Annotated in this window: 22 protein-coding genes; 11 read left to right on the top strand and 11 right to left on the bottom strand. The window is 71.4% G+C overall.

Annotation, left to right across the window (positions count from 1 at the left end):
- Positions 1-140: 140 nt before the first annotated feature.
- Positions 141-1967, bottom strand: a complete 1827-nt coding sequence (locus OHO83_RS11955) for an AMP-dependent synthetase/ligase (RefSeq protein ID WP_266675370.1) — start codon at positions 1965-1967, stop codon at positions 141-143.
- 494 nt (positions 1968-2461) lie between these two features.
- On the opposite strand from OHO83_RS11955, the gene OHO83_RS11950 reads away from it, so the two are divergent.
- Positions 2462-2668 carry a hypothetical protein gene (locus tag OHO83_RS11950; protein ID WP_266675371.1) on the top strand — a complete coding sequence of 69 codons (207 nt, stop codon included), beginning with the start codon at positions 2462-2464 and terminating at the stop codon, positions 2666-2668.
- Between the two features lie 151 nt (positions 2669-2819).
- On the opposite strand, the gene OHO83_RS11945 is transcribed toward OHO83_RS11950, so the two are convergent.
- Positions 2820-3686 (bottom strand): LysR substrate-binding domain-containing protein, encoded by an 867-nt coding sequence (locus tag OHO83_RS11945; protein ID WP_266675372.1) that lies wholly within the window; start codon positions 3684-3686, stop codon positions 2820-2822.
- Positions 3687-3818: 132 nt separating this feature from the next.
- Between OHO83_RS11945 and OHO83_RS11940 the strand changes: the two genes are divergently transcribed.
- Positions 3819-4862, top strand: coding sequence for a bile acid:sodium symporter family protein (locus OHO83_RS11940; RefSeq protein WP_266675373.1), 1044 nt, complete (start codon positions 3819-3821; stop codon positions 4860-4862).
- Here the strand turns inward: OHO83_RS11940 and OHO83_RS11935 are convergent.
- The 3 genes from OHO83_RS11935 to OHO83_RS11925 form a co-directional block, all read right to left on the bottom strand.
- The gene (locus OHO83_RS11935; RefSeq protein ID WP_266675374.1) at positions 4795-6045 is read right to left on the bottom strand and encodes a DUF4185 domain-containing protein; all 1251 of its coding nucleotides are present in this window, start codon (positions 6043-6045) and stop codon (positions 4795-4797) included. The two genes, OHO83_RS11940 and OHO83_RS11935, sit on opposite strands and share 68 nt — an antisense overlap.
- Positions 6046-6055: 10 nt before the next feature.
- A complete protein-coding gene (locus OHO83_RS11930) occupies positions 6056-7960 on the bottom strand; it encodes an exo-alpha-sialidase (RefSeq protein ID WP_330279425.1) in 1905 nt (634 codons plus the stop codon).
- A 135-nt stretch (positions 7961-8095) separates the two neighbouring features.
- Positions 8096-9019, bottom strand: coding sequence for a quinone oxidoreductase family protein (locus OHO83_RS11925; protein WP_266675376.1), 924 nt, complete (start codon positions 9017-9019; stop codon positions 8096-8098).
- A 93-nt stretch (positions 9020-9112) separates the two neighbouring features.
- On the opposite strand from OHO83_RS11925, the gene OHO83_RS11920 reads away from it, so the two are divergent.
- Entirely contained in the window at positions 9113-9559 is a 447-nt protein-coding gene (locus OHO83_RS11920) for a MarR family winged helix-turn-helix transcriptional regulator (RefSeq protein WP_266675377.1), read from the top strand.
- A 100-nt stretch (positions 9560-9659) separates the two neighbouring features.
- Here the strand turns inward: OHO83_RS11920 and fdhD are convergent, their stop codons facing one another.
- From fdhD to OHO83_RS11895, 5 genes are read right to left on the bottom strand one after another with little or no spacing between them, the layout of a single operon-like run.
- Entirely contained in the window at positions 9660-10508 is an 849-nt protein-coding gene (fdhD, locus tag OHO83_RS11915; protein ID WP_266675378.1) for a formate dehydrogenase accessory sulfurtransferase FdhD, read from the bottom strand.
- 7 nt (positions 10509-10515) lie between these two features.
- Positions 10516-11376 (bottom strand): 2Fe-2S iron-sulfur cluster-binding protein, encoded by an 861-nt coding sequence (locus tag OHO83_RS11910; RefSeq protein WP_266675379.1) that lies wholly within the window; start codon positions 11374-11376, stop codon positions 10516-10518.
- Positions 11373-13277, bottom strand: a complete 1905-nt coding sequence (locus OHO83_RS11905; RefSeq protein ID WP_330279424.1) for an NAD(P)H-dependent oxidoreductase subunit E — start codon at positions 13275-13277, stop codon at positions 11373-11375. Before OHO83_RS11905 ends, OHO83_RS11910 begins: the two co-directional genes overlap by 4 nt.
- Positions 13278-13285: 8 nt before the next feature.
- Positions 13286-15226, bottom strand: coding sequence for a molybdopterin oxidoreductase family protein (locus tag OHO83_RS11900; protein ID WP_266675381.1), 1941 nt, complete (start codon positions 15224-15226; stop codon positions 13286-13288).
- A complete protein-coding gene (locus OHO83_RS11895) occupies positions 15223-16200 on the bottom strand; it encodes a 2-dehydropantoate 2-reductase (RefSeq protein ID WP_330279423.1) in 978 nt (325 codons plus the stop codon). The genes OHO83_RS11900 and OHO83_RS11895 overlap by 4 nt, the downstream gene beginning before the upstream one ends.
- A gap of 191 nt (positions 16201-16391) precedes the next feature.
- Here OHO83_RS11895 and OHO83_RS11890 point away from each other — a divergent pair, with 191 nt between their 5' ends.
- The 4 genes from OHO83_RS11890 to OHO83_RS11875 all read left to right on the top strand — a co-directional run bounded on the left by OHO83_RS11890 (position 16392) and on the right by OHO83_RS11875 (position 19734).
- A complete protein-coding gene (locus OHO83_RS11890; RefSeq protein ID WP_329433418.1) occupies positions 16392-17729 on the top strand; it encodes an OFA family MFS transporter in 1338 nt (445 codons plus the stop codon).
- On the top strand, positions 17695-17832 hold the full coding sequence (locus tag OHO83_RS11885; protein ID WP_165914588.1) for an MFS transporter small subunit: 138 nt from the start codon (positions 17695-17697) through the stop codon (positions 17830-17832). Before OHO83_RS11890 ends, OHO83_RS11885 begins: the two co-directional genes overlap by 35 nt.
- Positions 17833-17977: 145 nt before the next feature.
- The gene (locus tag OHO83_RS11880; protein WP_330279422.1) at positions 17978-18925 is read left to right on the top strand and encodes a beta-ketoacyl-ACP synthase III; all 948 of its coding nucleotides are present in this window, start codon (positions 17978-17980) and stop codon (positions 18923-18925) included.
- 131 nt (positions 18926-19056) lie between these two features.
- On the top strand, positions 19057-19734 hold the full coding sequence (locus tag OHO83_RS11875; protein ID WP_116507849.1) for a GntR family transcriptional regulator: 678 nt from the start codon (positions 19057-19059) through the stop codon (positions 19732-19734).
- A 57-nt stretch (positions 19735-19791) separates the two neighbouring features.
- On the opposite strand, the gene OHO83_RS11870 is transcribed toward OHO83_RS11875, so the two are convergent.
- Positions 19792-21048, bottom strand: coding sequence for a low temperature requirement protein A (locus OHO83_RS11870; protein WP_330279421.1), 1257 nt, complete (start codon positions 21046-21048; stop codon positions 19792-19794).
- 209 nt (positions 21049-21257) lie between these two features.
- Between OHO83_RS11870 and OHO83_RS11865 the strand changes: the two genes are divergently transcribed.
- The 4 genes from OHO83_RS11865 to OHO83_RS11850 all read left to right on the top strand — a co-directional run bounded on the left by OHO83_RS11865 (position 21258) and on the right by OHO83_RS11850 (position 26265).
- Positions 21258-22439, top strand: coding sequence for an ROK family transcriptional regulator (locus OHO83_RS11865; RefSeq protein ID WP_330279420.1), 1182 nt, complete (start codon positions 21258-21260; stop codon positions 22437-22439).
- A gap of 98 nt (positions 22440-22537) precedes the next feature.
- Complete coding sequence (locus OHO83_RS11860) at positions 22538-24046, top strand: sugar ABC transporter ATP-binding protein (protein ID WP_330279419.1); 1509 nt, start codon at positions 22538-22540, stop codon at positions 24044-24046.
- Between the two features lie 145 nt (positions 24047-24191).
- On the top strand, positions 24192-25202 hold the full coding sequence (locus tag OHO83_RS11855) for an ABC transporter permease (protein ID WP_266675388.1): 1011 nt from the start codon (positions 24192-24194) through the stop codon (positions 25200-25202).
- 19 nt (positions 25203-25221) lie between these two features.
- Positions 25222-26265: a substrate-binding domain-containing protein gene (locus tag OHO83_RS11850; RefSeq protein ID WP_266675389.1), complete on the top strand. Its 1044-nt coding sequence runs from the start codon at positions 25222-25224 to the stop codon at positions 26263-26265.
- Positions 26266-26310 lie beyond the last annotated feature (45 nt).

Raw genomic sequence — 26310 nt, 5'->3', positions numbered from 1 at the left:
TCGGGTGAGGGTGATTCTGTGTGCGACCTGATGAACCGTCAATAACTGACGCATCGATAATTGATGAACCGTCAGAAACGGTTCACGGCCGGGTCAGGGCCTTGTGACGGGGTTACCGTGGGGAACGTACCGGCGCGCGATCAGCCCCGGTACAGCGCCTCGACCTCTTCCGCGTACGCCGTCTCGATCGCCTTCCGCTTCAGCTTCAGGGACGGCGTGAGCAGCCCGTGCTCCTCGGTGAACTGGTAGGCCAGTATCCGGAACGTGCGGATCGACTCGGCCTGCGAGACCAGGGTGTTGGCCGCCACGACGGCCCTGCGCACCTCGGTCTCCAGGTCCGGGTCGTGGACCAGCTGGGCGGGCTTCAGCGGTGGCTTGCCCCGCATGTTCAGCCAGTGCTCGACGGCCTCGGCCTCCAGCGTGACGAGCGCGGCGATGTACGGGCGGTCGTTGCCGACGACGATGCACTGGGCGACCAGCGGATGGTCGCGCACCCGCTCCTCCAGCTGCTGCGGCGAGACGCTCTTGCCGCCGGAGGTCACGAGGATCTCCTTCTTGCGGCCGGTGATCGTCAGGTAGCCGTCGTCGTCGAGCGCGCCGAGGTCGCCGGTGGCCAGCCAGCCGTCGTGCAGGGTGGCGTCGGTGGCCTTCGGGTCGTTGAGGTACCCCTGGAACACATTGCCGCCGTACAGCCAGACCTCGCCGTCGTCGGCGATGTGGACCGTCGTGCCGGGGATGGCCTGGCCGACCGTGCCGTAGCGGGTCTGCTCCGGCGGGTTCGCGGTCGCCGCGGCCGTGGACTCGGTGAGGCCGTACCCCTCGTAGATCGTGACGCCGGCGCCCGCGAAGAACAGGCCCAGGCGGCGGTCCATGCCCGAGCCGCCCGACATGGCGTGCCGCACGCGGCCGCCCATCGCCTCGCGGACCTTGGAGTAGACGAGCTTGTCGAAGATCGAGTGCTGCATGCGCAGCGACGCGGACGGTCCGGGGCCGGTGCCGAACGCCTTGGCCTCCTGCGCGTCCGCGTACTTGACCGCGCACTCGACGGCCTTGTCGAACGGACCCGACTTGCCGTCCTTCTCGGCCTTGCGGCGGGCCGCGTTGAAGACCTTCTCGAAGATGTACGGCACGGCGAGGATGAACGTCGGGCGGAACGACTGCAGGTCGGGCAGCAGGGCCGCCGCGTTGAGCTGCGGCTGGTGGCCGAGCTTCACGCCGCCGCGGATCGTGGCGATCTGCACCATGCGCCCGAAGACGTGCGCGAGCGGCAGGAACAGCAGGGTCGAGGCCTCGTCGCCGCGCTTGGAGTGGAACACCGGCTCCCAGCGGCTCACCATCGTGTCCGACTCGAACATGAAGTTCGCGTGGCTGATGACGCAGCCCTTGGGGCGGCCCGTGGTGCCCGAGGTGTAGATGATCGTGGCGATGGCGTCGGGGGTGACGGCACGCCGATGGCGGTGCACCACCTCGTCGTCGATGTGGGCGCCGGACTCGATGAGACGGGGCACGGGATCGGAGTCCAGCTGCCACATCCGGCTGAGGGTGGGCAGGCGGTCGATGACGGTGGCGATCGTCATCGCGTGGTCCTCGTGCTCCACCATCGCGGCCGACACCTGCGCGTCGTGGAGGGTCCAGAAGACCTGCTCGGCGGAGGCCGTCGGGTAGATCGGCACGACCTGGGCGCCGATCGTCCACAGCGCGAAGTCGAAGAGGGTCCACTCGTAGCGGGTCCTCGACATGATCGCGACGCGGTCGCCGAAGCGGACGCCCTGCGCGAGCAGCCCCTTGGCGAGCCCGAGCACTTCGTCACGGAATTCGGCGGCGGTCACGTCGCGCCAGCGGCCCGCATCGTCCTTGCGGCCGAGTGCGACGCGCAGCGGATCCTCCAGGGCATGGTCGAACACGGCGTCGGCCAGGCCGCCCACCGGCGGCGCCGACGCCAGAGGGGGGTTGGTGAACTCGCGCAATGTTGCTCCTTGTGGCGCCCCGCACAGCGCCGGTGACGGTACCCCACCGCGCGCCCCGGCGGGAGGGGTCCAAATGGGCCGGAGCGCGCGGAATATGCACTGGTCAGCCGGTGAAATACGGCCACAAGGGGAAGGGCGGGACAGAATTCTTACGGTTCAGTAAGTTTCGGTGGCGCAATCTCCACGGAATCTGTACGGGGTGCTTACCGGGGGTCCGCTGCGGGGTTTTTGGGCGGACTGGTCGCTTCCGATTTCTCCACGGAGGGTCCACGACTGTCCCCGGCGGCCGCGGAGGTGGTCGCTCCCGGAGCGCGGTGGGCGGCCCGCGGCGCCCTCACCAGCGCAAGGACCAGCACCCCCGCGACGAGCGCCGCACAGCCCGCGACCACGGACGCCGTGTTCAGTCCCGACGCGAAGGCCACCCGCAGCGCGTGCTCCGGGACCACCCCGCCCGGAGCCCGCGCCCCGCCGCTCGCGAGCGTGTGCGCGGCGCCGTGCGACAGCGAGTGCTGCATCGCGGACGTGACCAGCACATCGGCTCGAGCTCCCTCTGCATCGACATCGAGTACGACACCGCGCGCGTCGGCTTCACCAACGGTGCCGTGCTGTGGATCACGGCGGCGCCCGCCTCCCCGGACTCCGTCGGCCGCGCGCTCTCCGAGCACCGGGAGATCGCCTGCGCCGCGCTGATGTACGCGTAGAGGGCGGCGGTGTCCCGCGTCACGACGGTGGCGACCAGGTTCGAGGGGCCCGCGGTCGCGGCAGGCTCGGCCGGCTCGAAGGCGTCCAGCACGTGGAGGCCTCGCCGTTCATGCGGAAGGTCAAGCGGCTGACGTACCAGCCGCCCGTTCGCTAGCGGCTGCGGTGCAGCCGGTCGCCCCCGTCGAGGATCGCCTGGGCCAGCGCCTGCGCCGCGCCCCGGGCGCCGGCGTGCCGCGGCCCGTGCAGCAGGACGAAGTCCACCTCGCCCAGCTCCGGCAGCCCCGCCCGCTCGGGTACGCGGACCAGGCCGGGCGGGATCAGGCCGCGCGAGTGCGCCATCACGCCGAGGCCCGCCCTGGCCGCGGCGATGAGGCCGTTGAGGCTGCCGCTGGTGCAGGCCACGCGCCAGGCGCGGCCGTGCCGCTCCAGGGCTTCGAGGGCCAGGGCCCGCGAGATGCCCGGCGGCGGGTACACGATGAGCGGCACCGGACGGTCCGGGTCCAGGCGCAGCCGCTCGGCGCCGATCCACACCAGCCGGTCGTGCCACACGGACTTGCCGCGTGGGTCCTCCGGGCGCCGCTTGGCGAGGACCAGGTCGAGCTTGCCCGCGTCGAGCTGCTCGTGCAGCGTCCCGGACAGCTCGACCGTCAGCTCCAGGTCCACCTCGGGGTGGTCGTGCCGGAACGCCTCCAGGATCTCGGTGAGCCGGGTCAGGACGAAGTCCTCCGACGCCCCGAAGCGCAGCCGTCCCCGCAGCCGCGTGCCCGTGAAGAACGCCGACGCCTGCTCGTGCACCTCCAGGATCCGGCGCGCGAAGCCGAGCATCGCCTCGCCGTCCTCCGTGAGCTCCACGGTGTGCGTGTCGCGGGTGAACAGGGTCCGCCCCGTGGCGTCCTCCAGGCGCCGCACATGCTGGCTGACGGTGGACTGGCGCAGGCCGAGGCGGCGGGCTGCCTGCGTGAAGCTCAGCGTCTGGGCCACCGCGAGGAACGTACGCAGCTGCGAGGGGTCGTACATGCCCCCGACCCTACCCGCGCCCATCGCGAAACGTGATGACAGTCAGTGCGGTATGCAGGATTCCCGATCGCGGTGATCAGGAGGACGATGGAGAGGGCACGACCTGAACCGACAGCAAGGAACATGGAACCCGTGAAACGCCTGACTTGGCCGTCCTGGATGCCGGTCGACCCCTACATCCTGGCGCTCATAGGGACGGTGGGCCTCGCGGCGCTCCTGCCCGCGCGCGGTGGTGCGGCCGATGTCGCGTCCGGCGCCTCGACCACCGCCGTCGCGTTCCTCTTCTTCCTCTACGGGGCGCGCCTGTCGACCCGCGAGGCGCTCGACGGCCTCAGGCACTGGCGGCTCCATGTGACCGTCCTCGCCGCCACGTTCGTCGTCTTCCCGCTCCTCGGCCTCGCGGCCCGCGGCCTCGTCCCCGTGGTCCTCACGCCGTCCCTCTACGACGGTCTGCTCTTCCTCACACTCGTCCCCTCGACGATCCAGTCGTCGATCGCCTTCACGTCCATGGCCCGCGGCAACGTGCCCGCGGCGATCTGCGCGGGCTCCTTCTCCTCGCTCGCCGGCATCGTCATCACGCCGCTGCTCGCGGCGGGCCTGCTCGGCAACAGCGGCGGCGGGTTCTCCGCGGACTCCCTCGTCAAGATCGTGCTGCAGCTGCTCGTGCCGTTCCTCGCCGGGCAGTTCCTGCGCCGCTGGGTCGGCTCCTTCATCACGCGGCACAAGAAGGTCCTGAGCTACGTCGACCGCGGCTCGATCCTGCTCGTCGTCTACACCGCGTTCAGCGAGGGCATGGTCCAGGGCATCTGGCACCAGGTCAGCGCGGTGCGCCTGGGCGGGCTCCTCGTCGTCGAGGCGGTGCTGCTCGCCGTGATGCTGGCGGTCACCTGGTACGGCGGCAAGGCGCTCGCCTTCGGGCGCGAGGACCGCATCGCGATCCAGTTCGCCGGGTCGAAGAAGTCCCTGGCGGCCGGACTCCCCATGGCGAGCGTCCTGTTCGGGGCACACGCGTCCCTCGCCGTGCTGCCGCTGATGCTGTTCCACCAGATGCAGCTGATGGTGTGCGCCGTGATCGCCAAGCGCCGGGCGCTCGACCCCCTGGAACAGGTCAGCGCGGGGGAGCAGCGAGCCGCAGAGCCACGAACCGCGGCCGGTACAGCGACACGTTCCCGCTGACCTGTGCCTGTGCGGTGGCGGGCGCCGCGTCCAGCCAGTTGACGTCGTAGCTGAGCAGCACGCGCCCGTCACCGCTGAGTGCGGGGTGCGCCTGCGGGTTGTACGCGGTCGTGCCCTGCCGGAGCGCCCCGTCCCGCGGCAGCGGCGCCTCGAAGCCCTTCGCGGGGCCGTGCCAGGGCCCGGTCGGGGTGCAGGCCCAGTAAGAGGTGACGCGGGTCAGGCCCGCGGTCCCGGCGGCCATCGTGAACAGGACGTAGGTACCGCCGTCGCGCACGACGGTGAACGCGCTGCCGACCCCGCGCCGTCGACCGTCGCCGAGGACCGCCCGTGGCCGTGGAGTTCGCGTCCAGCCCGAGCCGTCCCAGTAGCGCCACGCCCCCGGTTCGGCGAGCCGGCCGTGCGGCACCCGCGCGACATAGGCACGGCGCGTGGCACCCTGCCCGTCGTCACCGCCGAACACGTACGTCCATCCGCCCCGGTCGACGGCCGTCGTGCCGAACAGGACGCGCCGAGCCGGGTCCGGCACGCCCCGCTGGTCGAGGACCGTGGCGACGCTCTCGACGCGCAGGCCGGGCAGTGACAGCGTGGCGACCTCGGTGGCGGCGGGCATGCCGTAGATCCAGGGACCCGTCCCCGTCGTACGCGTCCACAGCAGGACGCGGACGACCTGCTCGGCGGAGCCGGGGGAGCGGGGCTCGACGCGGGCCGCGACGGGCCAGCGCCACTGCTGCGGCGCCGGGTCGGGGAACAGGGGCGCGGGGAGTGTGCGTTCCAGGGTGCCCGAACGGCCCATCAGCACGGCCGAGTTGCGCACGAACGGCGCCGAGACGTCCCGCCAGGAGTGCGGCCGGCCCGCCGGGTTGGGCGGCGCGTGCACCTGCCCGAGATAGGTGTCGGAGAACAGCCACAGGACCCGCCCGTCCGGGAGCCGCACCGAGTGCGTGCCGTCGCCGCCCGTCCAGTCGTCGCCCCGCGACGCGTCGTCGCCGTAGCGAACGAACGAGCCCGTGAGGCCGGCGTCGGCGGACCACGAGGCGACGGTACGCGCCGCGCACGGGCGACCGCCCTCCCGGTCGTCGTCCGGGAGGGCGGTCATAAAGGCGGCGGCGCACACCAGGGCCAGCAGCAGGCCGAGACCCGCTCCCCTGCTCCTGCGGCGCGCCGCCTCCGTGTCCGCGGGCACCTCTCGGACGCTAGTGGCCGCCGCGCACGCGGTCCATGGGCAGCCACAGGACGGTGTCCGGGGTCACAGTGGTGACCGGGGTGTCGAGCTCCTCGTCGCTCAACGCCCGGTCCTGGACGCGGACGTCGTCGATCGCGCCGGTGAAGTGCGCCCGGCTGTCCATCCGTTCACCCACGTGCACGCCGAACGGCGAGTTGCGGCTGACGGAGCCCGGCACGTCGGGCGTGACGACCGACGTCCCGTCGACGGTGAGCGTCAACTGTCCTTTGCCGCGCCGCAGTACGGCGTGGTGCCACTGGCCGTCGTTGTACGCGGCGGTGGTGCGCACCGAGGCGGTGCGCGGGGCCGCTGCCCCGTCCCGTGTGGTGATCAGGCCCGTGATGCGGTTGCTCGCGGGCTCGGCGCGCAGCCACACCTGCGGCTGCGTGGTGCCGATGCCGCCCATCCACAGCAGGGGCTGCTCACCGGTCGTGGCGGAGTAGCGGAACCACAGCGACGCGGTGAAGTCCTTCGTGCCGAGCGGCAGTCGGTCGCTGTACGGGAGCCGTACGGCGTCGTCCGTGCCGTCGAAGGAGAGCGCCCCGCCGAAGCGGCCGGCGGTCGGGGAGGCGCCGCCGAGCACGGCCGCGTCCCGCGCGTGGCGGGCCCGGTCCTCGGTCGTCGGGTCGGCGCCGCGGCGCGGTGTCAGCCAGTCCTCGGTGAAGCGCGCGAAGCGGATCTCGTCGCGGGCGTCGACCGCGCCGCCCTCGTACATGAGGCCCACCTGGTCGCGGGTCGCCTGCACGAGGTCCGAGTAGCCGGACCAGTCGGTCGTCACCACGGTCGAGCGGTCGAAGCTGTCCCAGGTCCGCCCGCCGTCGTACGAGGAACGGATGGTCATGGTCCGGCGCCGGTCGGGGTCGCCGGGGCAGGCCAGCAGGAGCCGGTTGCCCGTGCGCAGGACCGAACCCTGCACCTGCGGGGCGTAGAGGTCGGGGATCGCTGTGAAGCGCCGCGTGAACGAGTCGCCCCCGTCCCGGCTCCACGTGTGCGTGCGGTGACCGCGGTCGGTGCCGTCCTGCTCGCGCCCCGAGACGTACAGGGTGCCGCCGGGCAGTTCGGCCAGCGTCATCTCGGACGGCTTCTGCCGGAAGGTGCCGTCGTCCGCGATCGGCCAGGAGTCCTGCGCGCCGACCCGCCAGTGCCTGCCGCCGTCGTCGCTGACCATGAGCGCGGCGTGGTTCGCGGTGACGCGACTGCCGTTCCAGGTCTCGGCGTTGACGGTGAAGACGAGCCGGCCCCGGTGGCGTCCCTGGGTGAGCTGGATGCCGTGCACGGGTCCGGTCGCGTACCAGGAGTTCCAGTCCTTCGGCAGGATCTCGTCGCTCAGGTCGCGCGGCGCCGACCAGGTGCGGCCGTCGTCGTCGCTGTACTGGAGGTGCGGGGTGCGGTCGCACGGGACGTCGCAGTTCTTCCCGTCCGTGCGGCCGGTGTTGTACGTCTCCGCGAGCAGGATGCGGCCCGTCCTGAGGTCGACCACGGGGGCGGGGTTGCCGTGTGTGTCACCGGCGCCCTCGTTCACGACCTGGAGCGGGCTCCAGGTGCGGCCGCCGTCCTCGGACCGCTTGACGACGATGTCTATGTCGCCCGCGTCGGAACAGTCCTTCGTCCGTCCCTCGGCGAAGGCGAGCAGCGTCCCCTGCTTCGTCTTCACGACGGCGGGAATGCGATAGCAGGCGTACCCGGGATCCTGGGAAGCCTTGAAGAGGACCTGTTGCTCGAACGGCGGCTGCGCCGCGGCCGCTCGGGCCGCCTGCGTCGCCGCGCCGGCCGGTTCGGCGGCGTGCGCGGGCAGTGCGGCTCCCGCGGCGACGGCGAGCAGCGCGACGACGGATGTGCCCAGGGATCTCAGACGTACGCGGAGACTTGACGGCATGGTACGGCCACCCTTCAACGGCTCATGTCAAGGCTGATGTCACGGCTCATGCGTCTGGACATCCAGACATCCCACGTCCAATGTCCGCTTCACAGACGCTACTTGGGACGCTCGGCACGCCACAAGCACCGTGCATCAGGGGATCAGGACGACCTTGCCGAGATTGGCGCGCCCCTCGATGGCCTCGTGGGCCCGCGCCGCGTCCTCCAGGGCGAACTCCGCGTGCACCACGGGCCGCAGGGCCCCCTCGAAGAACAGCCGCCACAGCTCTTTGCGCCACCGTTCGTACGTCTCGGGCTTCCCTCGCGCGATGAGCGCCATCTGGAAACCGATGACGGACTTGGCGCCCACGAGCAGGTCGTACGCCTCGACGGTGCCGCCGCCCGAGCTGTACGCCACGAGGCGCCCGTGCGGCGCGAGCGCCTTGAGGCCAGGCGTCAGGAGGTCGCCGCCGACCGCGTCCAGGACGTAGTCGACGGGATCGCCCCAGCTCTCGTCGTCGTAGACCACCACGTCGTCCGCGCCGAGTCCGCGTACGAACTCGGCCTTGCCGGGCCCCGACACCGCGCCCATGACCCGGGACGCCCCGCTCGCCGCCGCGAGTTGCAGGGCCAGATGGCCGACCCCGCTCGCCGCCGCCGTGACGAGCACCGCCTCACCCGGCTCGGGACGCGCGGCCTGCAGCGCTCCGTACGCCACGAGCCCGCTGCGGACCAGCGCGACCGCGTCGGTGGCGCGCGCGCCGTCCGGCACCGGGGACGCCATGGCGACGTGCAGCAGCGCGTAGTCGGCGTATCCGTGCCCGAAGACGAGGCCGGTGACGCGGTCGCCGGGGGCGTACTCCGTCACGCCGGGGCCCACGGCCGCCACGTCGCCGGCGATCTCGCCGCCGAGGGCGATGGGTTCGCGCGGCTCCCGGACCTTGCGGACGACGGGCAGCGTGACGCCGATCGCCTCGGTGCGGACGAGGAGTTCACCGGGTCCCGGCTCGGGGACGGGCGCGTCTTCCAGGAACAGGACATCGGGGCCACCGCTGTGTTCGTACCGGACGCGCCGCATCGGCACACCGCCTTCCCGGGGTGGAGTCGTTGGGAGCGCCAACGATACCCAGATTCATTGGGAAGTCCAACGATTACTGGTTAGACTGACCCCGTGTCCGAGAACCAGCCCGCCCTGGGCGCCATCCGCACCCTCCCCAGCTGGCGCCTCGGCCGCGCCGCCGAGCGCGGGCGCGGCCTCGTCGCCGACGCGCTCGCCCGCGAGGGCCTGAAGATGTGGCACCACGTGGTCCTGTGCGCGGTGACGGACCTGCAACCCGTGGCCCAGGCCGACCTGGTACGCAGCGTCTCGCTCGACCCCAAGGACATGGTCGGCGTCCTGAACGACCTCCAGGACGCGGGACTCGTCGTCCGCACCCCCGACCCGAAGGACCGCCGCAAGAACGCCGTCACGGTCACGGACGAGGGCAGCGCGACGCTACGACGGTGCGCAGCGGCCGCCGAGGACGCCAACGCCGCGCTCCTGGCGCCGCTTTCCGCCGGCGAGCGCGCCGCGTTCATGGACATGCTGGGGCGGATATCCGGCGAGCCCGGCACGTAGCGAAAAAGGGTTGCCGAGGCGTCGGCGCGTGGGGCCCGGCCGGCGCAGGGGGCGCTCCCCGCCGGATCCGGGCCCCGTCGCCGTGCCGCGGGGAATCCGGTCAGCCCTGGGCGGCCGCGGCCCGCAGGGCGATGCGGTCTTCTCCCGCGTACACGTTCATGTTGGGCCCGCGCAGGAAACCGACCAGCGTGAGGCCGGTCTCGGCGGCCAGGTCGACCGCGAGCGACGACGGCGCGGACACGGCCGCGAGAACCGGGATGCCCGCCATCACCGCCTTCTGCGCGAGCTCGAAGGAGGCGCGGCCCGAGACGAGCAGGATCGCGCGCGAAAGGGGAAGCCCGCCGTTCTGGAGGGCGCGCCCGACCAGCTTGTCCACCGCGTTGTGCCGGCCCACGTCCTCGCGGATGTCGAGCAGTTCCCCGGCCTCCGAGAACAGGGCCGCGGCGTGCAGACCCCCGGTCCGGTCGAAGACCCGCTGGGCCTCGCGCAGCCGGTCGGGGAGGCTCGCCAGGAGCGAGGGCTCGATCCGGACCGGGGGAGTGTCGTCGATCGCGAACCGCGTCGTCGTACGGACCGCGTCCAGGCTCGCCTTCCCGCACAGGCCGCACGACGACGTCGTGTACACGTTGCGTTCGAGCGTGATGTCGGGGATCACCACACCGGGAGCGGTGCGCACGTCGACGACGTTGTACGTGTTGGACCCGTCCTGGACCGCCCCCGCGCAGTACACGATGCTCTGGAGTTCCTCCGTCGCGCCGAGGACGCCCTCGCTGACCAGGAATCCCGCCGCGAGCGCGAAGTCGTCGCCCGGGGTGCGCATCGTGATGGCGAGGGGCTTGCCGTTGAGGCGGATCTCCAGGGGCTCCTCGGCGACGAGCGTGTCGGGCCTGCTGGAGACCTGCTCGTCCCGGATGCGGAGCACCTTGCGTCGTTCCGTGACTCGTCCCATGTGTCGATCAGTCCCGGTTCTGTACGTGCTGATAGCCGAAGCGGCCCTTGATGCAGAGGTTGCCGTGGGTCACCGGGTTGTCGTGCGGCGAGGTGACCTTGACGATCTCATTGTCCTGCACATGGAGAGTGAGGTTGCAGCCCACTCCGCAGTACGCGCACACCGTCGTCGTCTCCGTCTGCTCCGCCTCGTTCCAGGTCCCCGCCGCCCGCATGTCGAACTCCGACTTGAAGGACAGCGCGCCCGTCGGGCACACCTCGACGCAGTTGCCGCAGTACACGCACGCCGAGTCCGTCAGGGGCGCGTCGTGCTCCACGGCGATCCTGGCGTCGAAGCCGCGCCCCACGACCGAGATGGCGAACGTGTTCTGCCACTGATCACCGCACGCGTCGACGCACTTGTAGCAGAGGATGCACTTGTCGTAGTCCCGGACGTACAGGTCGTTGTCGACGCGCGGCTCCTCGTCCACACGCGCCGCGTCCGGTCCGAACCGGTCGGGCTTCGCCTCGTACTCCTTGATCCACTCGGCGGCGCGCGGCGTCGTCGACAGGTTCACGGACGAGGCGAGCAGTTCGAGGACGACCTTGCGGCTGTGCCGGGCCCGCTCCGTGTCCGTGCGCACCTCCATCCCCGCCTCGGCCTTGCGCGAGCACGCCGGGGCGAGGGTGCGGGCGCCCTCGACCTCGACGACGCAGACCCGGCACGCGTTCTTCGGGGTGAGGGTGTCGCCCTGGCACAGCGTCGGGATGTCCTTGCCCGCGGCCCGGCAGGCGTCCAGGATCGTCGACCCCTCGGGCACCCGCGCCTCCTGCCCGTCCAGCGTGAACTCGACGAGGCGGCGCGGCACTCCCAGCGGTATGGCGGTCATTCGTACGCCCCCAGGCGGTCGATGGCGGATTCCACGGCGTTCCACGCGGTCTGCCCCAGACCGCAGATCGAGGCGTCCCGCATGGCCCGCCCCACCTCCCTGAGCAGCGCGATGTCACCGGCGGCCGCCGCGCCCGTCCGCTCGGCGATCCGGTGCAGCGCCTCCTCCTGCCGCACGGTGCCCACCCGGCACGGCACGCACTGCCCGCACGACTCGTCCCGGAAGAACTCGGCGATGCGCAGCAGGATGCGCGGCAGCGGCACGGTGTCGTCGATGGCGAGGACGACGCCCGAGCCGAGCGTCGTGCCCGCCGCGCGCGTTCCCTCGAACGTGAGCGGGATGTCCATCTCGTCGGCGCGCACGAAGCCGCCCGCGGCACCGCCGAGGAGCACGGCCCGCAGGTTCCCGGGCTTGCCCGCGAGGCCGAGCAGTTCGCCGAGCGTCGCGCCGAACGGCAGCTCGTAGATACCGGGCCGCTCGACGCTCCCCGACACGCAGAACAGCTTCGGCCCGGTCGACTTCTCCGTCCCGATCGCCGCGTACGCCTCGGCGCCCATGGTCAGGATCGGCAGCACGTTCACGAGTGTCTCGACGTTGTTCTCGGCCGTCGGCTTCCCGAACAGGCCCTTCTCCACGGGGAAGGGGGGCTTGGAGCGGGGCTCGCCCCGGTAGCCCTCGATGGAGTTGAACAGCGCGGTCTCCTCGCCGCAGATGTACGCGCCCGCTCCCCGCCGGATCTCGATGTCGAAGGCGTAGCCCTGACCGAGCACGTCGTCACCGAGGAGGCCGCGGGCGCGTGCCTGCTCGATCGCGTTGCCCAACAGCCTTAGCGCGCGCGGGTATTCACCCCGCAGATACAGGTACCCCTTGTGGGCGCCGACCGCGTACCCGGCGATCGTCATGGCCTCGATGAGGGAGTACGGGTCCCCTTCCATCAGGACCCGGTCCTTGAAGGTGCCGGGCTCGGACTCGTCGGCGTTGCACACCAGATAGTGCGGACGGTCGGGCTGCGAGGCGGTGGCCTTCCACTTCACACCGGTGGGGAAGGCCGCCCCACCGCGCCCGACGAGGCCCGCGTCGGTCACCTCACGGATCACCCCGGCGGGCCCGAGCTCGAACGCCCGGCGCAGGGCGGAGTATCCGCCGTGGGACCGGTAGTCGTCGAGCGAGGCGGGGTCCACGACGCCGATGCGGCGCAGCAGGGTGAGCCCGGGCTGCCCGGCCTGCGGGACGGCGAGGGAGGCGGGCGGTTCGGGCTCTGCGGTCTCGGGGGCGGAGGCGGCGAGGACGGCGGCCTCGGGGGTGGCGGGGGCCACCACGGCTGTCGCATGAGCCTTTTCAGCCTCTCCGGCGTGCGAGGAGCGCGAGTCGGGAGGCGGGTCGCCGAGGCCCGCCGCAGGTGAACCCGCCCGCACGACGAGCGCAGCCGGAGCCCGCTCGCACAGACCCAGACAGGGACTCCGCTCGACCGAGACCCCGCTGCCGAGCCCAAGGCGTCCCTCCACCCCCGCGCAGAGCTCCGCCGACCCCTTCGCCGCGCACGCCACGTCCGTGCACACGTGCAGCACGGTCGCCGGGCGCGGTTTCACAGAGAACATCGAGTAGAACGTCGCCACCCCGTACGCCTCCGCCGGCGGCACCGTCAGCCGCCGGCACAGATAGTCGAGGGCGCCCTCGCTGATCCAGCCGACCCGGTCGTTGACCGCGTGCAGCCCCGGCAACAGCAGGTCCCGCCGCTCCCGCGCCGCACGTCCGCCGCGCGCCCAGCGCAGATCCGCGTCCGAACGGACCGTCGAGTCACCGAAGGCCGTCTCCCACGCCGACCCGGGCGGGCCGAGCAGCGCGTCCACCGCCTCGCGTTCCTCGTCGGTGGGCTTGCTGTCACCGAAGTGCAGATCCATTTCCTGCCTCAGCTCCTCACGGCCGCGACGGGCAGCTTCTCGATGCGGATCGCCGACGCCTTGAACTCCGCCGTCCCCGCGATCGGGCAGTTCGCCTCGATCGTCAGCTGGTTGGTGTCCACCTCGTCGGGAAAGTGCATGGTCATGAAGGCGAGACCGGGCCGCAGCGCCGGGTCGACCCACACGGGCGCCACCACGACGCCGCGCCGCGACGACACCCGCACCTCCTCGCCCACCACGACGCCGTACCGCTCCGCGTCCTCCGGGCACAGCTCGACGTACTCGCCGCGCCGCAGCGGAGAGGCGTAACCCCCGCTCTGGACACCGGTGTTGTACGAGTCGAGGCGCCGGCCCGTCGTCAGGCGGATCGGGAACGACTCGTCCGTCAGGTCCACCGGCGGGTCGTGCGCGACGAGCCCGAAGGGCGCCGCGGGACCACGCAGCGCCGGGTCCGACTCCCACAGCCTGCCGTGCAGGAAGCTCGACGGCAGGACCTCCAGATCGGGGCACGGCCACTGAAGGCCCTGGTGCTCCACCAGGCGGTCGTACGTCATGCCGAAGTGGTCAGGCGACAGCGAGCGCAGCTCGTTCCACACGGCCTCGGAGTCGGCGAACTTCCAGTCGTGGCCGAGCCGTGCGGCGACCTCGCAGATGATGTCGATGTCCTCACGGGCCTCGCCGGGCGGGGTGAGCGCGGCACGTACGCGCTGGACCCGCCGTTCGCTGTTGGTCGTCGTGCCGTCCGTCTCCGCCCAGGCGGCGGTCGCGGGCAGCACGACGTCGGCCATCTCCGCCGTCTTCGTCAGGAAGATGTCCTGCACGACCAGGTGGTCGAGGGCCGCGAGACGGCGTATCGCCTGCTCGCTGTCGGCCTCGGACTGGGCGGGGTTCTCGCCGATGCAGTACACGGCGTGCAGCTCGCCGTGCTCCATCGCCTCGAACATGTCGGTGAGCGTCATCCCGTACCGCGGCTGGATGGCCGCGCCCCACGCCTGCTCGAACTTGACGCGGTGCGCGGCGTCGAGGATGTCCTGGAAGCCGGGCAGGCGGTTGGGGATGGCGCCCATGTCGCCGCCGCCCTGGACGTTGTTCTGCCCGCGCAGGGGCTGGACGCCGGAGCCGTAGCGGCCGACATGCCCGGTGAGCAGCGACAGATTGATCAACGCCCGTACGTTGTCCGTGCCGTTGTGGTGCTCCGTGATGCCGAGGGTCCAGCACAACTGGGCGCGCTCGGCGGTGGCGTAGGCGTGCGCGAGGTCGCGGATGGCGGCGGCGGGGACGCCCGTGACCTTCTCGGCGAGGGAGAGGGTCCACGGCTCGACCAGCTCGGCGTACTCGTCGAAGCCGGTCGTGGCCCGCTCGATGAACGCCTTGTTGTGCAGGCCCGCGTGGATGATCTCGCGTCCGACGGCGTGGGCGAGCGGGATGTCCGTGCCGACGTTCAGGCCGAGCCAGCTCTCCGCCCACTCCGCGGTCGACGTGCGGCGCGGATCGACGGCGTACATCCGTGCCCCGTTCCTGATCCCCTTCAGGACGTGCTGGAAGAAGATCGGGTGCGCGAACCGGGCGTTGGAGCCCCACATCACGACGAGGTCGGTGTGCTCGACCTCCTCGTACGAGGAGGTGCCGCCGCCCGAGCCGAACGCGGCGGACAGGCCCGCGACGCTCGGGGCGTGACAGGTGCGGTTGCACGAGTCGACGTTGTTGGTGCCCATCACGACGCGCGTGAACTTCTGCGCCACGTAGTTCATCTCGTTCGTGGCGCGCGCGCAGGACAGCATCGCGAACGCGTCCGGGCCGTGCGTCTCCTTGGTGCGCCGGAACCCGTCCGCCGCCCTGGCGAGCGCCTCGTCCCAGGTGGCGCGGCGGAACGGCTCGTCGCGTGAGTCCCGGACGAGGGGATGGGTGAGGCGGGTGTACGTCTTCGGGGTGCGGTCCCGCTTCTTCATGCCGCGCTCCTCATGCGGTCGGCGAGCAGATCCGAGATGGCGTGGACGGTGCGGAGCGTCGGGACCGGGATGCCGGTGATCTCCGCGAGTTCCACGACGGCCGCGAGCAGCACGTCGAGTTCGAGCGGTTTGCCGCGCTCCAGGTCCTGGAGCGTCGAGGTGCGGTGGTCGCCGACGCGCTCGGCCCCGGCGAGGCGCCGTTCGACGGAGATGTCCGGCCGGCAGCCCAGCGCCCCGGCGACGGCGAGCGTCTCGGTCATCATGATCTCGATGACCCGGCGCGTGCCCCCGTGCAGACACATCTGCCGCATGGTCGCCCGGGACAGCGCGCTGATCGGGTTGAACGAGATGTTGCCGAGCAGCTTGATCCAGATGTCGCCGCGCAGTTCGGGCTCGACGGGGCACTTGAGGCCCCCGTCCTGCATCGCCCGGCTGAACGCGAGGCACCGGTCCGACACCGAGCGGTCGGGCTCCCCGATGGAGAACCTGGTTCCTTCGAGATGGCGTACGACACCCGGGCCTTCGAGCTCCGTCGCCGCGTAGACGACACAGCCGATGGCCCGCTCGGGCGCGAGCACCGCACTGACCGCGCCGCCCGGGTCCACGCTCTCGACACGCTGCCCGTCGTGCGGGCCGCCGTGCCGGTGGAAGTACCACCAGGGGATGCCGTTCTGGGCCGCGATCACGGCCGTCGAGCTGTGCAGCAGGGGCTCGATGAGCGGCCCGCACGCCGCGTACGAGTTTGCCTTGAGGCCGAGGAAGACATAGTCGACCGGGCCGATCCCCGAGGGGTCGTCGGTCGCGTGCACCCGGGCGGTGAAGTCACCGCGGGGGCTGCGCACTTGGACGCCGTGCTGCCTCATGGCCGCGAGGTGCGGTCCACGGGCTACGAGATGCACGTCGGCGCCGGCGCGGTGCAGCGCGGCTCCGACGTAGGCGCCGATCGCACCGGCGCCGAGGACTGCGACTTTCACGATGGCGAGCTCCGTTCGGTCGAGGGCTCCTGCTCTCACGGGAGGAGAGTGCGGAGGACCGTCGGACTGTCGATGGAATATTGTCTACAGTATGGAAGATGGGCCGACAAGAGGTGGCGCATCGCATACCGTGTACGGATTCCGGCGCATGCTCTTCCCAACTCCCCTACGGCTCCCTAACGTTCGGGATCATGAGGCCCCCCGTCGCGCCACCCGGCTGGAGCCGCTGGCTCGTTCCGCCCGCCGCTCTGTCCGTCCATCTCTCCATCGGCCAGGCCTACGCCTGGAGTGTCTTCAAGCCCCCGCTCGAGTCCGCCATGCACCTCAGCGGCACCGAGAGCGCCCTCCCCTTCCAGCTCGGCATCGTGATGCTCGGCCTCTCCGCGGCCTTCGGCGGCACGCTCGTCGAGCGCAACGGTCCGCGCTGGGCGATGACCGTCGCCCTCGTCTGCTTCTCCTCCGGCTTCCTGCTCTCCGCCCTCGGCGCCGCCACCGGGCAGTTCTGGCTGATCGTCCTCGGCTACGGCTTCGTCGGCGGGATCGGCCTCGGCATCGGCTACATCTCGCCCGTGTCGACCCTGATCAAGTGGTTCCCCGACCGGCCCGGCATGGCCACCGGCATCGCGATCATGGGCTTCGGCGGCGGTGCGCTGATCGCCTCGCCGTGGTCCGCGCAGATGCTGGAGTCCTTCGGCGCCGACTCCTCGGGCATCGCCCTCGCCTTCCTCGTGCACGGACTCGCGTACGCCGTGTTCATGTCGCTCGGCGTGCTGCTCGTGCGAGTTCCCCGTAGCGAGGCGGCGCCCACGCCAGGGGCGCCCGCACCGCTGGAAGGGGTGCAGGTGTCGGCCCGCAGCGCCGTGCGCACCCCCCAGTTCTGGTGCCTGTGGCTCGTGCTCTGCATGAACGTGACGGCGGGCATCGGCATCCTGGAGAAGGCCGCCCCGATGATCACGGACTTCTTCAAGGACAGCGGCACCCCGGTCAGCGTCTCAGCGGCCGCGGGCTTCGTCGCGCTCCTGTCGGCGGCGAACATGGCGGGCCGCATCGGCTGGTCCTCCGCCTCCGACCTGGTCGGCCGCAAGAACGTCTACCGCCTCTACCTGGGTGTGGGCGCTGTCATGTACCTGCTGATCGCCCGCTTCGGCGACTCCTCCAAGCCTCTGTTCATCGGCTGCGCGCTGGTGATCCTCTCCTTCTACGGTGGCGGCTTCGCCGCCGTCCCCGCGTACCTCAAGGACCTCTTCGGCACCTACCAGGTCGGCGCGATCCACGGCCGGCTGCTCACCGCGTGGTCCACCGCCGGAGTGCTCGGCCCGCTGATCGTCAACCGGGTCGCCGACAGCCAGGAAGAGGCCGGCAAGCACGGCCAGGACCTCTACAGCCTGTCCTTCACGATCATGATCGGTCTGCTCGTCGTCGGGTTCGTCGCCAACGAGCTGATCCGTCCCGTCCATGCCCGCCACCACATCCCCGCCCCGAGGGAGGCCACCGATGACGCAGCCGCAGAGCGCCGGCAGTCCGCCTAGCCGCCGCGCGCTCACCCTGTTCGCCTGGCTGTGGGTCGGGGTGCCGCTCGTGTACGGCCTGTACGAACTCGTCCAGAAGGCGAGGCAGCTCTTCACGGGATAGACCGGGGCAGACCCCGGACGCCGCAGGGTGATGTGGGGCACCCTCCAACCAGGGCGCCCCAATCCTGTCGCTTTACGTGCCCTCGTACCGGTGAGTCGCTCACCAGACTGGTGGATCCGCATCTCGAACACGAGGGGGCCCACCCATGACCGGTTCGCGCATCACCGCCGTAGGCCACTACCAGCCCGCCAGGATCCTCACCAACGAGGACCTGGTGGCCATGGTGGACACCGACGACGCGTGGATCCGCAGCCGCGTGGGCATCCGCACCCGTCATATCGCGGGTCCCGACGAGCCGGTCGACGAGCTGGCCGCGCACGCCGCGGCGAAGGCCCTCGCGACGGCGGGGCTGACGGCGAACGACATCGACCTCGTCGTGGTCGCCACCTCCACCGCCGTCGACCGCTCGCCGAACATGGCCGCCCGCGTCGCGCACCGCCTCGGCGTGCCCTCGCCCGCCGCACTCGACGTCAACGTGGTGTGCGCGGGCTTCACACACGCGCTCGCCACCGCCGACCACGCCGTTCGGGCCGGCGCCGCGACGCGGGCCCTGGTGATCGGCGCCGACAAGATGTCCGCCGTCACCGACTGGACGGACCGCACCACCTGCGTCCTCGTCGGCGACGGCGCGGGCGCCGTCGTGGTCGAGGCCTGCTCGCCCGGCGGCGAGCCGGGCATCGGCCCCGTCCTGTGGGGTTCCGTGCCCGAGATGGGCAACGCCGTGCGCATCGAGGGCGAGCCGGCGCGCTTCGCGCAGGAGGGCCAGAGCGTCTACCGCTGGGCGACACAGCAGCTGCCGCCGCTGGCCCGCGCGGCCTGCGAGCGGGCCGGGTACACGCCCGAGGATCTGGCCGCCGTCGTCCTGCACCAGGCGAATCTGCGGATCATCGAACCGCTCGCCGAGAAGATCGGCGCGGTGAACGCCGTCGTCGCGCGTGACGTCGTCGACTCGGGCAACACATCCGCCGCCAGCGTCCCGCTCGCCTTCTCCAAGCTCGTCGAGCGCGGCGAGATCCGCAGCGGCCAGCCGGTGCTGCTCTTCGGATTCGGGGGCAACCTGTCCTACGCGGGCCAGGTCGTCCACTGCCCCTGAGCAGGCGTGATTTCGCGGCGTTCACGGGTGTGACGAGCCCAACTCCCGCCCCTACTGGCCATTGTGCTCGGTAGACTGTAGACGAAAGCCAATTCATACTGGCTTCTCCGTTGCACAGGAGGGGGACCGCGATGTTGTCCACAGGACTGCCGCAGGGGGCGGTGCCCAAGCTCGAGCGCCCCGGGCCGCTGCGCGAGCGGGTCTACGAGGCGCTGCTCGAACTGATCACGACGCGTGCACTTCAGCCCGGTCAGCACCTGGTCGAGAGCGAACTCGCCGGGCACCTCGGAGTGTCGAGGCAACCCGTGCGCGAGGCGCTCCAGCGGCTGAACACGGAGGGCTGGGTCGATCTCCGGCCCGCGCAGGGCGCCTTCGTGCACGAGCCGACCGAGGACGAGGCGGACCAGCTCCTCACGGTCCGTACGCTCCTGGAGGCCGAGGCGGCCCGCCTTGCCGCAGCGAACGCCGGCAAGCCCGGGATCACCGCACTCGAAGAGCTCTGCGCCAGGGGCGAGCAGGCCGTCGCCGACGGCGACGTCGAGCTGGTCGTCGCCACGAACGCCGCCTTCCACGCCAAGGTCATGGAACTCGCGGGCAACGTCGTCCTGGGCGAGCTCGCCGGACAGGTCGACCGCCGTGTGCGCTGGTACTACCAGCCGGTGGCCCGTCAGCGCGGCAAGCAGTCCTGGATCGAGCACCGCGAGCTGATCGCGGCGATCGCGCAGCGGGACGAGGCACGCGCGACGGCGGTCATGCGGGCCCACACCGAGCACACCCGCGAGACGTACCACCGGCGCGACCAGTCGTAAGGCCGCGCCGCCCACGGATCACGGCCGGGGCGCGCCCCCGAAAGGGGCGCGGGACCGCTACATGTGCGGCTCCGCCGCGTGGGCGCGACCGGCCACGGACGACCCGTCGCCCGAAGGGACGCCCCGACAGGACCGCGCCTCCGCGGCCAGCATCGCCACCAGGATCACGACGAGCGCGACGAGTTCCGCCACGGCGGCCACGTGCGTCCCGAGCAGCGCCGCGCCGAGCACCACCGGCACGGCCGCCGCTCTGAAGGCCAGCGGGGAGAGCCGCATCGCGGTCCTGAACGCGACATCGCCGGCCAGGAACAGCGCGACACCTCCCGCGAGCGCGAGCGCGGGCCCGGTGTGCAGATGCTCACCGAGGTGCCCGAGGGACTTCTTCACGCCCGCCGCGAGGAACGCGACACCGAGCAGCATCGGCAGGAAGGCGTAGTAGTACGCGTTCATCGCGAGGCGGAACCGGCGGGCCGGTGACGTCGCCCGGAACGTCTCCTCGGCCGCGCCCTCGTCCCGTACGAAGTACGTCCACCACAGCGCGACCGCGACCGCCAGCGCCAGGAACGCGCCCCCGAACAGGCCCACCGTCAGCGGCCGGTCGCCGATACCGATGCCGATCGCGATGACGGATTCGCCGAACGCGATGATCAGGAGCAGGCCGTGGCGCTCCACGAAGTGCCCCGGCTCCAGTCCGCCGAGCTGGCCCCTGAGGTCGTCCGGCGTGCGCCCGCCCCGGCGGCGGGGGCCGGTCTGGGCGAGGAACGGCGTCACGATCTGGAGCACGATCGCGAGCACCCACCACGCGTCGGCGGCGAGCCCGTGGAAGAACCCGGCCGTCGTCACGGCGAGCGCGGCCAGCGCGTTCGGCACCGCGTACCAGATCACGTCACGGCCGTGGCTGCGCGTGTACAGCGCGCTGTGCACCACGACCACGAGCAGGAACCCGAGGCCGAAGAGCACGCCGCCGTCGGTGAAGGCGCGCGGGATGGCGAGCGCGCACACGAGGAACGCGCCCATCCCGACGATGAGCAGCAGCCGGCGTGAGGGCCGGTCGGGCGGCACCTGGTTGGTGAGGTAGGCGTAGGCGCCGTACATCCAGAACAGCACGACGAAGATGAGGACGACCCGCCCCGCCGTGGCGAACGACAGGTCGTGCGCGAGCAGCACGGTGATCTGCGTCAGGGTGAAGACGAAGACGAGGTCGAAGAAGAGCTCCAGCGTGCTGACCCGCAGTTCCGCGGCGGGCTGATCCGCTCGCCGAGCGGCGGGCCGTTCCTCTCCCCGGCCCGCCGGCGCGCGCGTGCTCTCCGTCATACCAACCCCCTTGTGACGTCCGTCAGTTGTGCGAGCGACAGGGTACGCGGATCCCCTCGCCCGACTCTTTGTCCTGTCACTGGAGAAAGTCATGGGCAATTGCTGCGCAACTTCTTCCCACTCCCGGCAAGCACTGCTACGTTCCACTCGAAAGCCCGAAGACGGGACGACAGGCGGCCCGGTGAGGCGGTGAGGGGCACGTGAGACGCATGACGGCTCGACCCGCGAACGCGCACCAGGCGCGTCTGCTGCGTCTGCTGCGTGACGGCGGACCCAACTCCCGTGCCCAGCTGGGCGATCAGATCGACCTCTCGCGGTCGAAGCTGGCCGTCGAGGTGGACCGGCTCCTGGAGACGGGCCTCGTCGTGGCCGACGGACTCGCCGCCTCGCGCGGCGGGCGCCGCTCCCACAACATCCGGCTCGCCCCCGAACTACGGTTCCTCGGCGTCGACATCGGCGCGACCTCGGTCGACGTCGCCGTCACCAACGCCGAACTGGAAGTCCTCGGGCACATCAACCAGCCCATGGACGTCCGCGAGGGACCGGTCGCCGTCTTCGAGCAAGTGCTCGCGATGGCGGCCAAGTTGAGGGCCTCCGGACTCGCCGAGGGGTTCGACGGAGCCGGGATCGGCGTCCCCGGACCCGTCCGGTTCCCCGAGGGCGTGCCGGTCGCGCCGCCGATCATGCCGGGCTGGGACGGGTTCCCCGTCCGCGAGGCCCTCAGCCAGGAACTCGGCTGCCCGGTCATGGTCGACAACGACGTGAACCTGATGGCGATGGGGGAGCAGCACGCGGGCGTCGCCCGCTCCGCGCGCGACTTCCTCTGCGTCAAGATCGGCACGGGCATCGGCTGCGGCATCGTCGTCGGCGGAGAGGTCTACCGCGGTACGACGGGCAGCGCCGGCGACATCGGCCACATCCAGGTCGAGCCCGAGGGACGCCAGTGCGCCTGCGGCAACAAGGGCTGCCTGGAGGCCTACTTCAGCGGCGCGGCACTCGCCCGCGACGCCGAGGAGGCCGCCCGCGAGGGCCGTTCCGGCGAACTCGCGGCCCTGCTCGAAGGGGCCGGGAAACTCAGCGCCGCCGACGTGGCCGTCGCGGCGGCCGCCGGTGACGCCACCGCACTCGATCTCATCCGCGAGGGCGGCAACCGCACCGGACAGGTCATCGCCTCACTCGTCAGCTTCTTCAATCCGGGCCTCGTGGTGATCGGGGGTGGCGTGACCGGCCTCGGCCACACGCTGCTCGCCGCCCTGCGGACCCAGGTCTACCGCCAGTCGCTGCCCCTGGCGACCGGCAACCTCCCCATCGTCCTGGGCGAGCTCGGCCCCACCGCCGGAGTCATCGGCGCGGCCCGCCTGATCAGCGACCACCTGTTCTCGCCGGCGTAACACCGCCCGGCACGACACCGCACGCGATCACCACACCAGTACGGCGTTCAGCTCCGCCCTGCCCTGACACCGGCCCGCATCCGCCGAGGGGATCACTCATGGCACCGGAACCACCCCTGCTCACCATGTCCGGCATCACCAAGTCGTTCCCCGGCGTCCGCGCCCTCGACGGCGTGGACCTGGAGGTCCTGGCCGGTGAGGTGCACTGCCTCCTCGGCCAGAACGGCGCGGGGAAGTCCACCCTCATCAAGGTCCTCGCCGGCGCCCACCAGCCCGACGACGGCACGATCACCTGGCGCGGCGAGCGCACGGTGCTCAAGTCGCCCATCGCCGCGATGCGCCTCGGCATCGCCACCATCTACCAGGAGCTCGACCTGGTGGAGGGGCTGTCCGTCGCCGAGAACGTCTACCTCGGACACGAGCCGACCACCGCCGGTTTCGTGGTCCGCGGACGCGACGCCCGCACCACAACTGCCGTACTCCTCAAGCGACTTGGACACGGCGAGATCGGTCCGGGCACGCTCGTCGGTGACCTCTCGGCGGCCCAGCAGCAGATCGTTTCCATGGCCCGCGCGCTCTCCCACGACGTCCGCCTCATCGTCATGGACGAACCCTCGGCCGCCCTCGACCCGGACGAGGTCGACAACCTCTTCCGCATCGTCGACTCCCTCACCGCCGACGGCGTCGCCGTCGTCTACATCTCGCACCGCCTGGAGGAGATCCGCCGGATCGGCGACCGCGTCACCGTCCTCAAGGACGGCCGCGCGGTCGCGGGCGGACTGCCCGCGAAGGAGACGCCGACCCGCGACGTGGTGGCCCTCATGACCGGCCGGAACGTCGAGTACGTGTTCCCCGAGCGACCCACGGGGCCCCCGCTCACCGATCCGGTCCTCACCGTCAAGAACCTCTCCCGGAAGGGCGAGTTCGCGCCGCTCGATCTCGAACTGCGGCCCGGCGAGATCGTCGGCCTGGCGGGCCTCGTCGGCTCGGGACGCTCCGAGATCCTGGAGACGATCTACGGGGCGCGCAAGGCCAGTACCGGACACGTCGTCGTCGACGGACAGGTGTTGCGGCCCGGCAGCGTACGCGCCGCCGTCCGCGCCGGTCTCGGCCTGGCCCCGGAGGAACGCAAGGCGCAGGCCCTCCTCATGCTGGAGTCCGTCACCCGCAATGTCTCCGTCTCCTCCATGTCCCGCTTCTCGTACGGAGGCTGGCTCGACCGCGGCAAGGAACTGGAGGCCGCGCGGGCCGCGACCCGCGAGCTGTCCCTGCGCCCCGACAACCCGTCCGCGCCGGTACGCACCCTCTCCGGGGGCAACCAGCAAAAGGCCGTCCTCGCCCGCTGGCTCCTGCGCGGCTGCCGTGTCCTCCTCCTCGACGAGCCGACCCGGGGCGTGGACGTCGGCGCCCGCGCCGAGCTCTACGCCGTCATCCGCCGCCTCGCCGACGACGGCCTCGCGGTCCTCCTGGTCTCCAGCGAGGTCCCCGAGGTCCTCGGCCTCGCGGACCGGGTCCTGGTGCTGAGGGAGGGCGCGGTGGTCCACGAGTCGCCGGCGGCGGACCTGGACGAACACAGGGTCCTGGACCTGGTACTGGCGGGGGCATGAGGCGCCCCGTCAGGGGCGCGGGGAACTGCGCGCTCAGCGACGACGAACCCGCACTCGTGCAACGGCGAGTGAGCCCCGACGGGGGCGCGGGGAACTGCGCAAACGCCCGCCACAACCGACTCGCACCCGAAGGGAGCCCGGCACCATGACCCAGCCCGCATCCCCCGCCCGGCCCGCCACCTCGAAGACCACGCCCGCCGGCCCCCGCCCGAGAGGGTTCCGCCCGGACGTGCGGACCCTGTCGCTGGTGGGCGTGCTCGCCGTCCTGGTCCTGATCGGCGGCATCACCCAGCCCGACTCGTTCCTCGACACCAACAACGTGCAGCTGATCCTCACGCAGGCGTCCGTCATCGGTGTCGTCACCGTCGGCATGACCTTCGTGATCATCTCCGGCGGCATCGACCTGTCGGTCGGCGCGATCGTCGCCCTCGCGAGCGTCTGGGCGACCACCGTCGCGACGCAGGACTACGGCTTCGCCGGAATCCTGTTCACCGCCGTCGTCGTGGGCGTCGGCTGCGGACTGGTCAACGGGCTGCTGATCGCGTACGGCGGCATGGTCCCCTTCATCGCCACCCTCGCGATGCTCGCCTCGGGCCGCGGCCTCGCCCTCCAGATCACCGACGGCAAGACGCAGACGGTGTCCGTGGAGAGCGTCCTCAAGCTCGGCGAGCGCGACGCCTACATCCTCGGCATCCCGCCGCTCGTCCTCGTCTTCGCCGCCGTCACGGTCATCGGCTGGCTGGTCCTGAACCGTACGACGTTCGGCCGCCGCTCCGTCGCCGTCGGCGGCAACGCCGAGGCCGCGCGGCTCGCCGGCATCGACGTACGCCGCCAGCGCCTCTACCTCTACCTCCTGTCGGGCCTGTGCTGCGGCATCGCGGCCTTCCTCCTGATCGTCCTCGCCGGTTCCGGACAGAACACCAACGGCAACCTCTACGAACTCGACGCCATCGCCGCCGCGATCATCGGCGGCACCCTGCTGACCGGCGGCCGGGGCACCATCACCGGCTCCGTGCTCGGCGTACTGATCTTCACCACGATCACCAACATCTTCGCGCTCAACAATCTGCAGAGCGACGTCCAGGAGATCGCCAAGGGGGCGATCATCGTCGCCGCGGTCCTGGTCCAGCGACGCACCTCCACCACCACCTCTTGACCCGGGAAGGGCCATCGACATGCCAGAGACCACGAGCCGCAGAGGACTGCTCTTCGGGGCGGCAGCCGCCGTCACCACGGGCGGACTGCTCACCGCCTGCACGAGCAACGAGCCCAAGGACGCGAAGCCCGCGGCGAACGACAAGCCCGCCGCGGACGACAAGCCGGGCAAGCACGTCACCATCGGGTTCGCGGGACCCCAGGCCGACCACGGCTGGCTGAACGCGATCAACGACAACGCCACGGAACGCGCCAAGAAGTACTCCGACGTCACCCTGGAGGCCACGGAGGGCTCGAACGACACCGCCGCGCAGATCGGGCAGGTCGAGACGCTCATCAACAAGAAGGTCGACGTCCTGGTGATCCTGCCGGCCGACGGCAAGGCCCTCACCCAGGTCGGCCTGAAGGCGATGCGCGCAGGGATCCCCGTCGTCAACCTCGACCGGATCTTCAACACCCCGCAGGCGTACCGCTGCTGGATCGGCGGCGACAACTACGGCATGGGCCTGAGCGCCGGCAACTACATCGGCGAGCAGCTCAAGGACAAGAAGAACGCCAAGGTCGTCGAGCTCGCGGGCCTCGACAACCTGGAGCTCACCAAGCAGCGCTCCCAGGGCTTCGACGACGCCCTGAAGAACTTCCCGAACATCAAGAAGGTCGCCCGCCAGGCCGCCGAGTTCACCGTGGAGTCGGGCCAGGCGAAGATGTCGCAGCTCCTCCAGGCGCAGAAGAACTTCGACGCCGTGTGGAACCACGACGACGACCAGGGTGTCGGCGCCCTGCGCGCCATCAAGCAGGCCGGCCGCGACGACTTCCTGATGGTCGGCGGCGCGGGAGCCCTCTCCGCCATGCAGGCCATCGAGGCCGGCAACAGCGTCCTCAAGGCGACCGTCCTCTACCCGCCGACCATGGCCGCCTCCGCGATCGACCTCGCGCGCGCCCTCGGCCAGGGAAAGGGCGTCAGCGGCATGGCCGAGTTCGAGATCCCGGCCCACGTGACGCTCTTCTCGGCGGTCGTCGACAAGGACAACGTCGCCCAGTACATGCCGACCGGCTTCAAGTGATGGATGCCCCCACAGAGCATCTCGCGGGACCGGCGTCGACGAGGA

Origin of the sequence: Streptomyces sp. NBC_00569, from assembly GCF_036345255.1 — a bacterium.
GTDB lineage: Bacteria > Actinomycetota > Actinomycetes > Streptomycetales > Streptomycetaceae > Streptomyces.
This window is presented reverse-complemented; position numbering and strand designations above follow the sequence as displayed.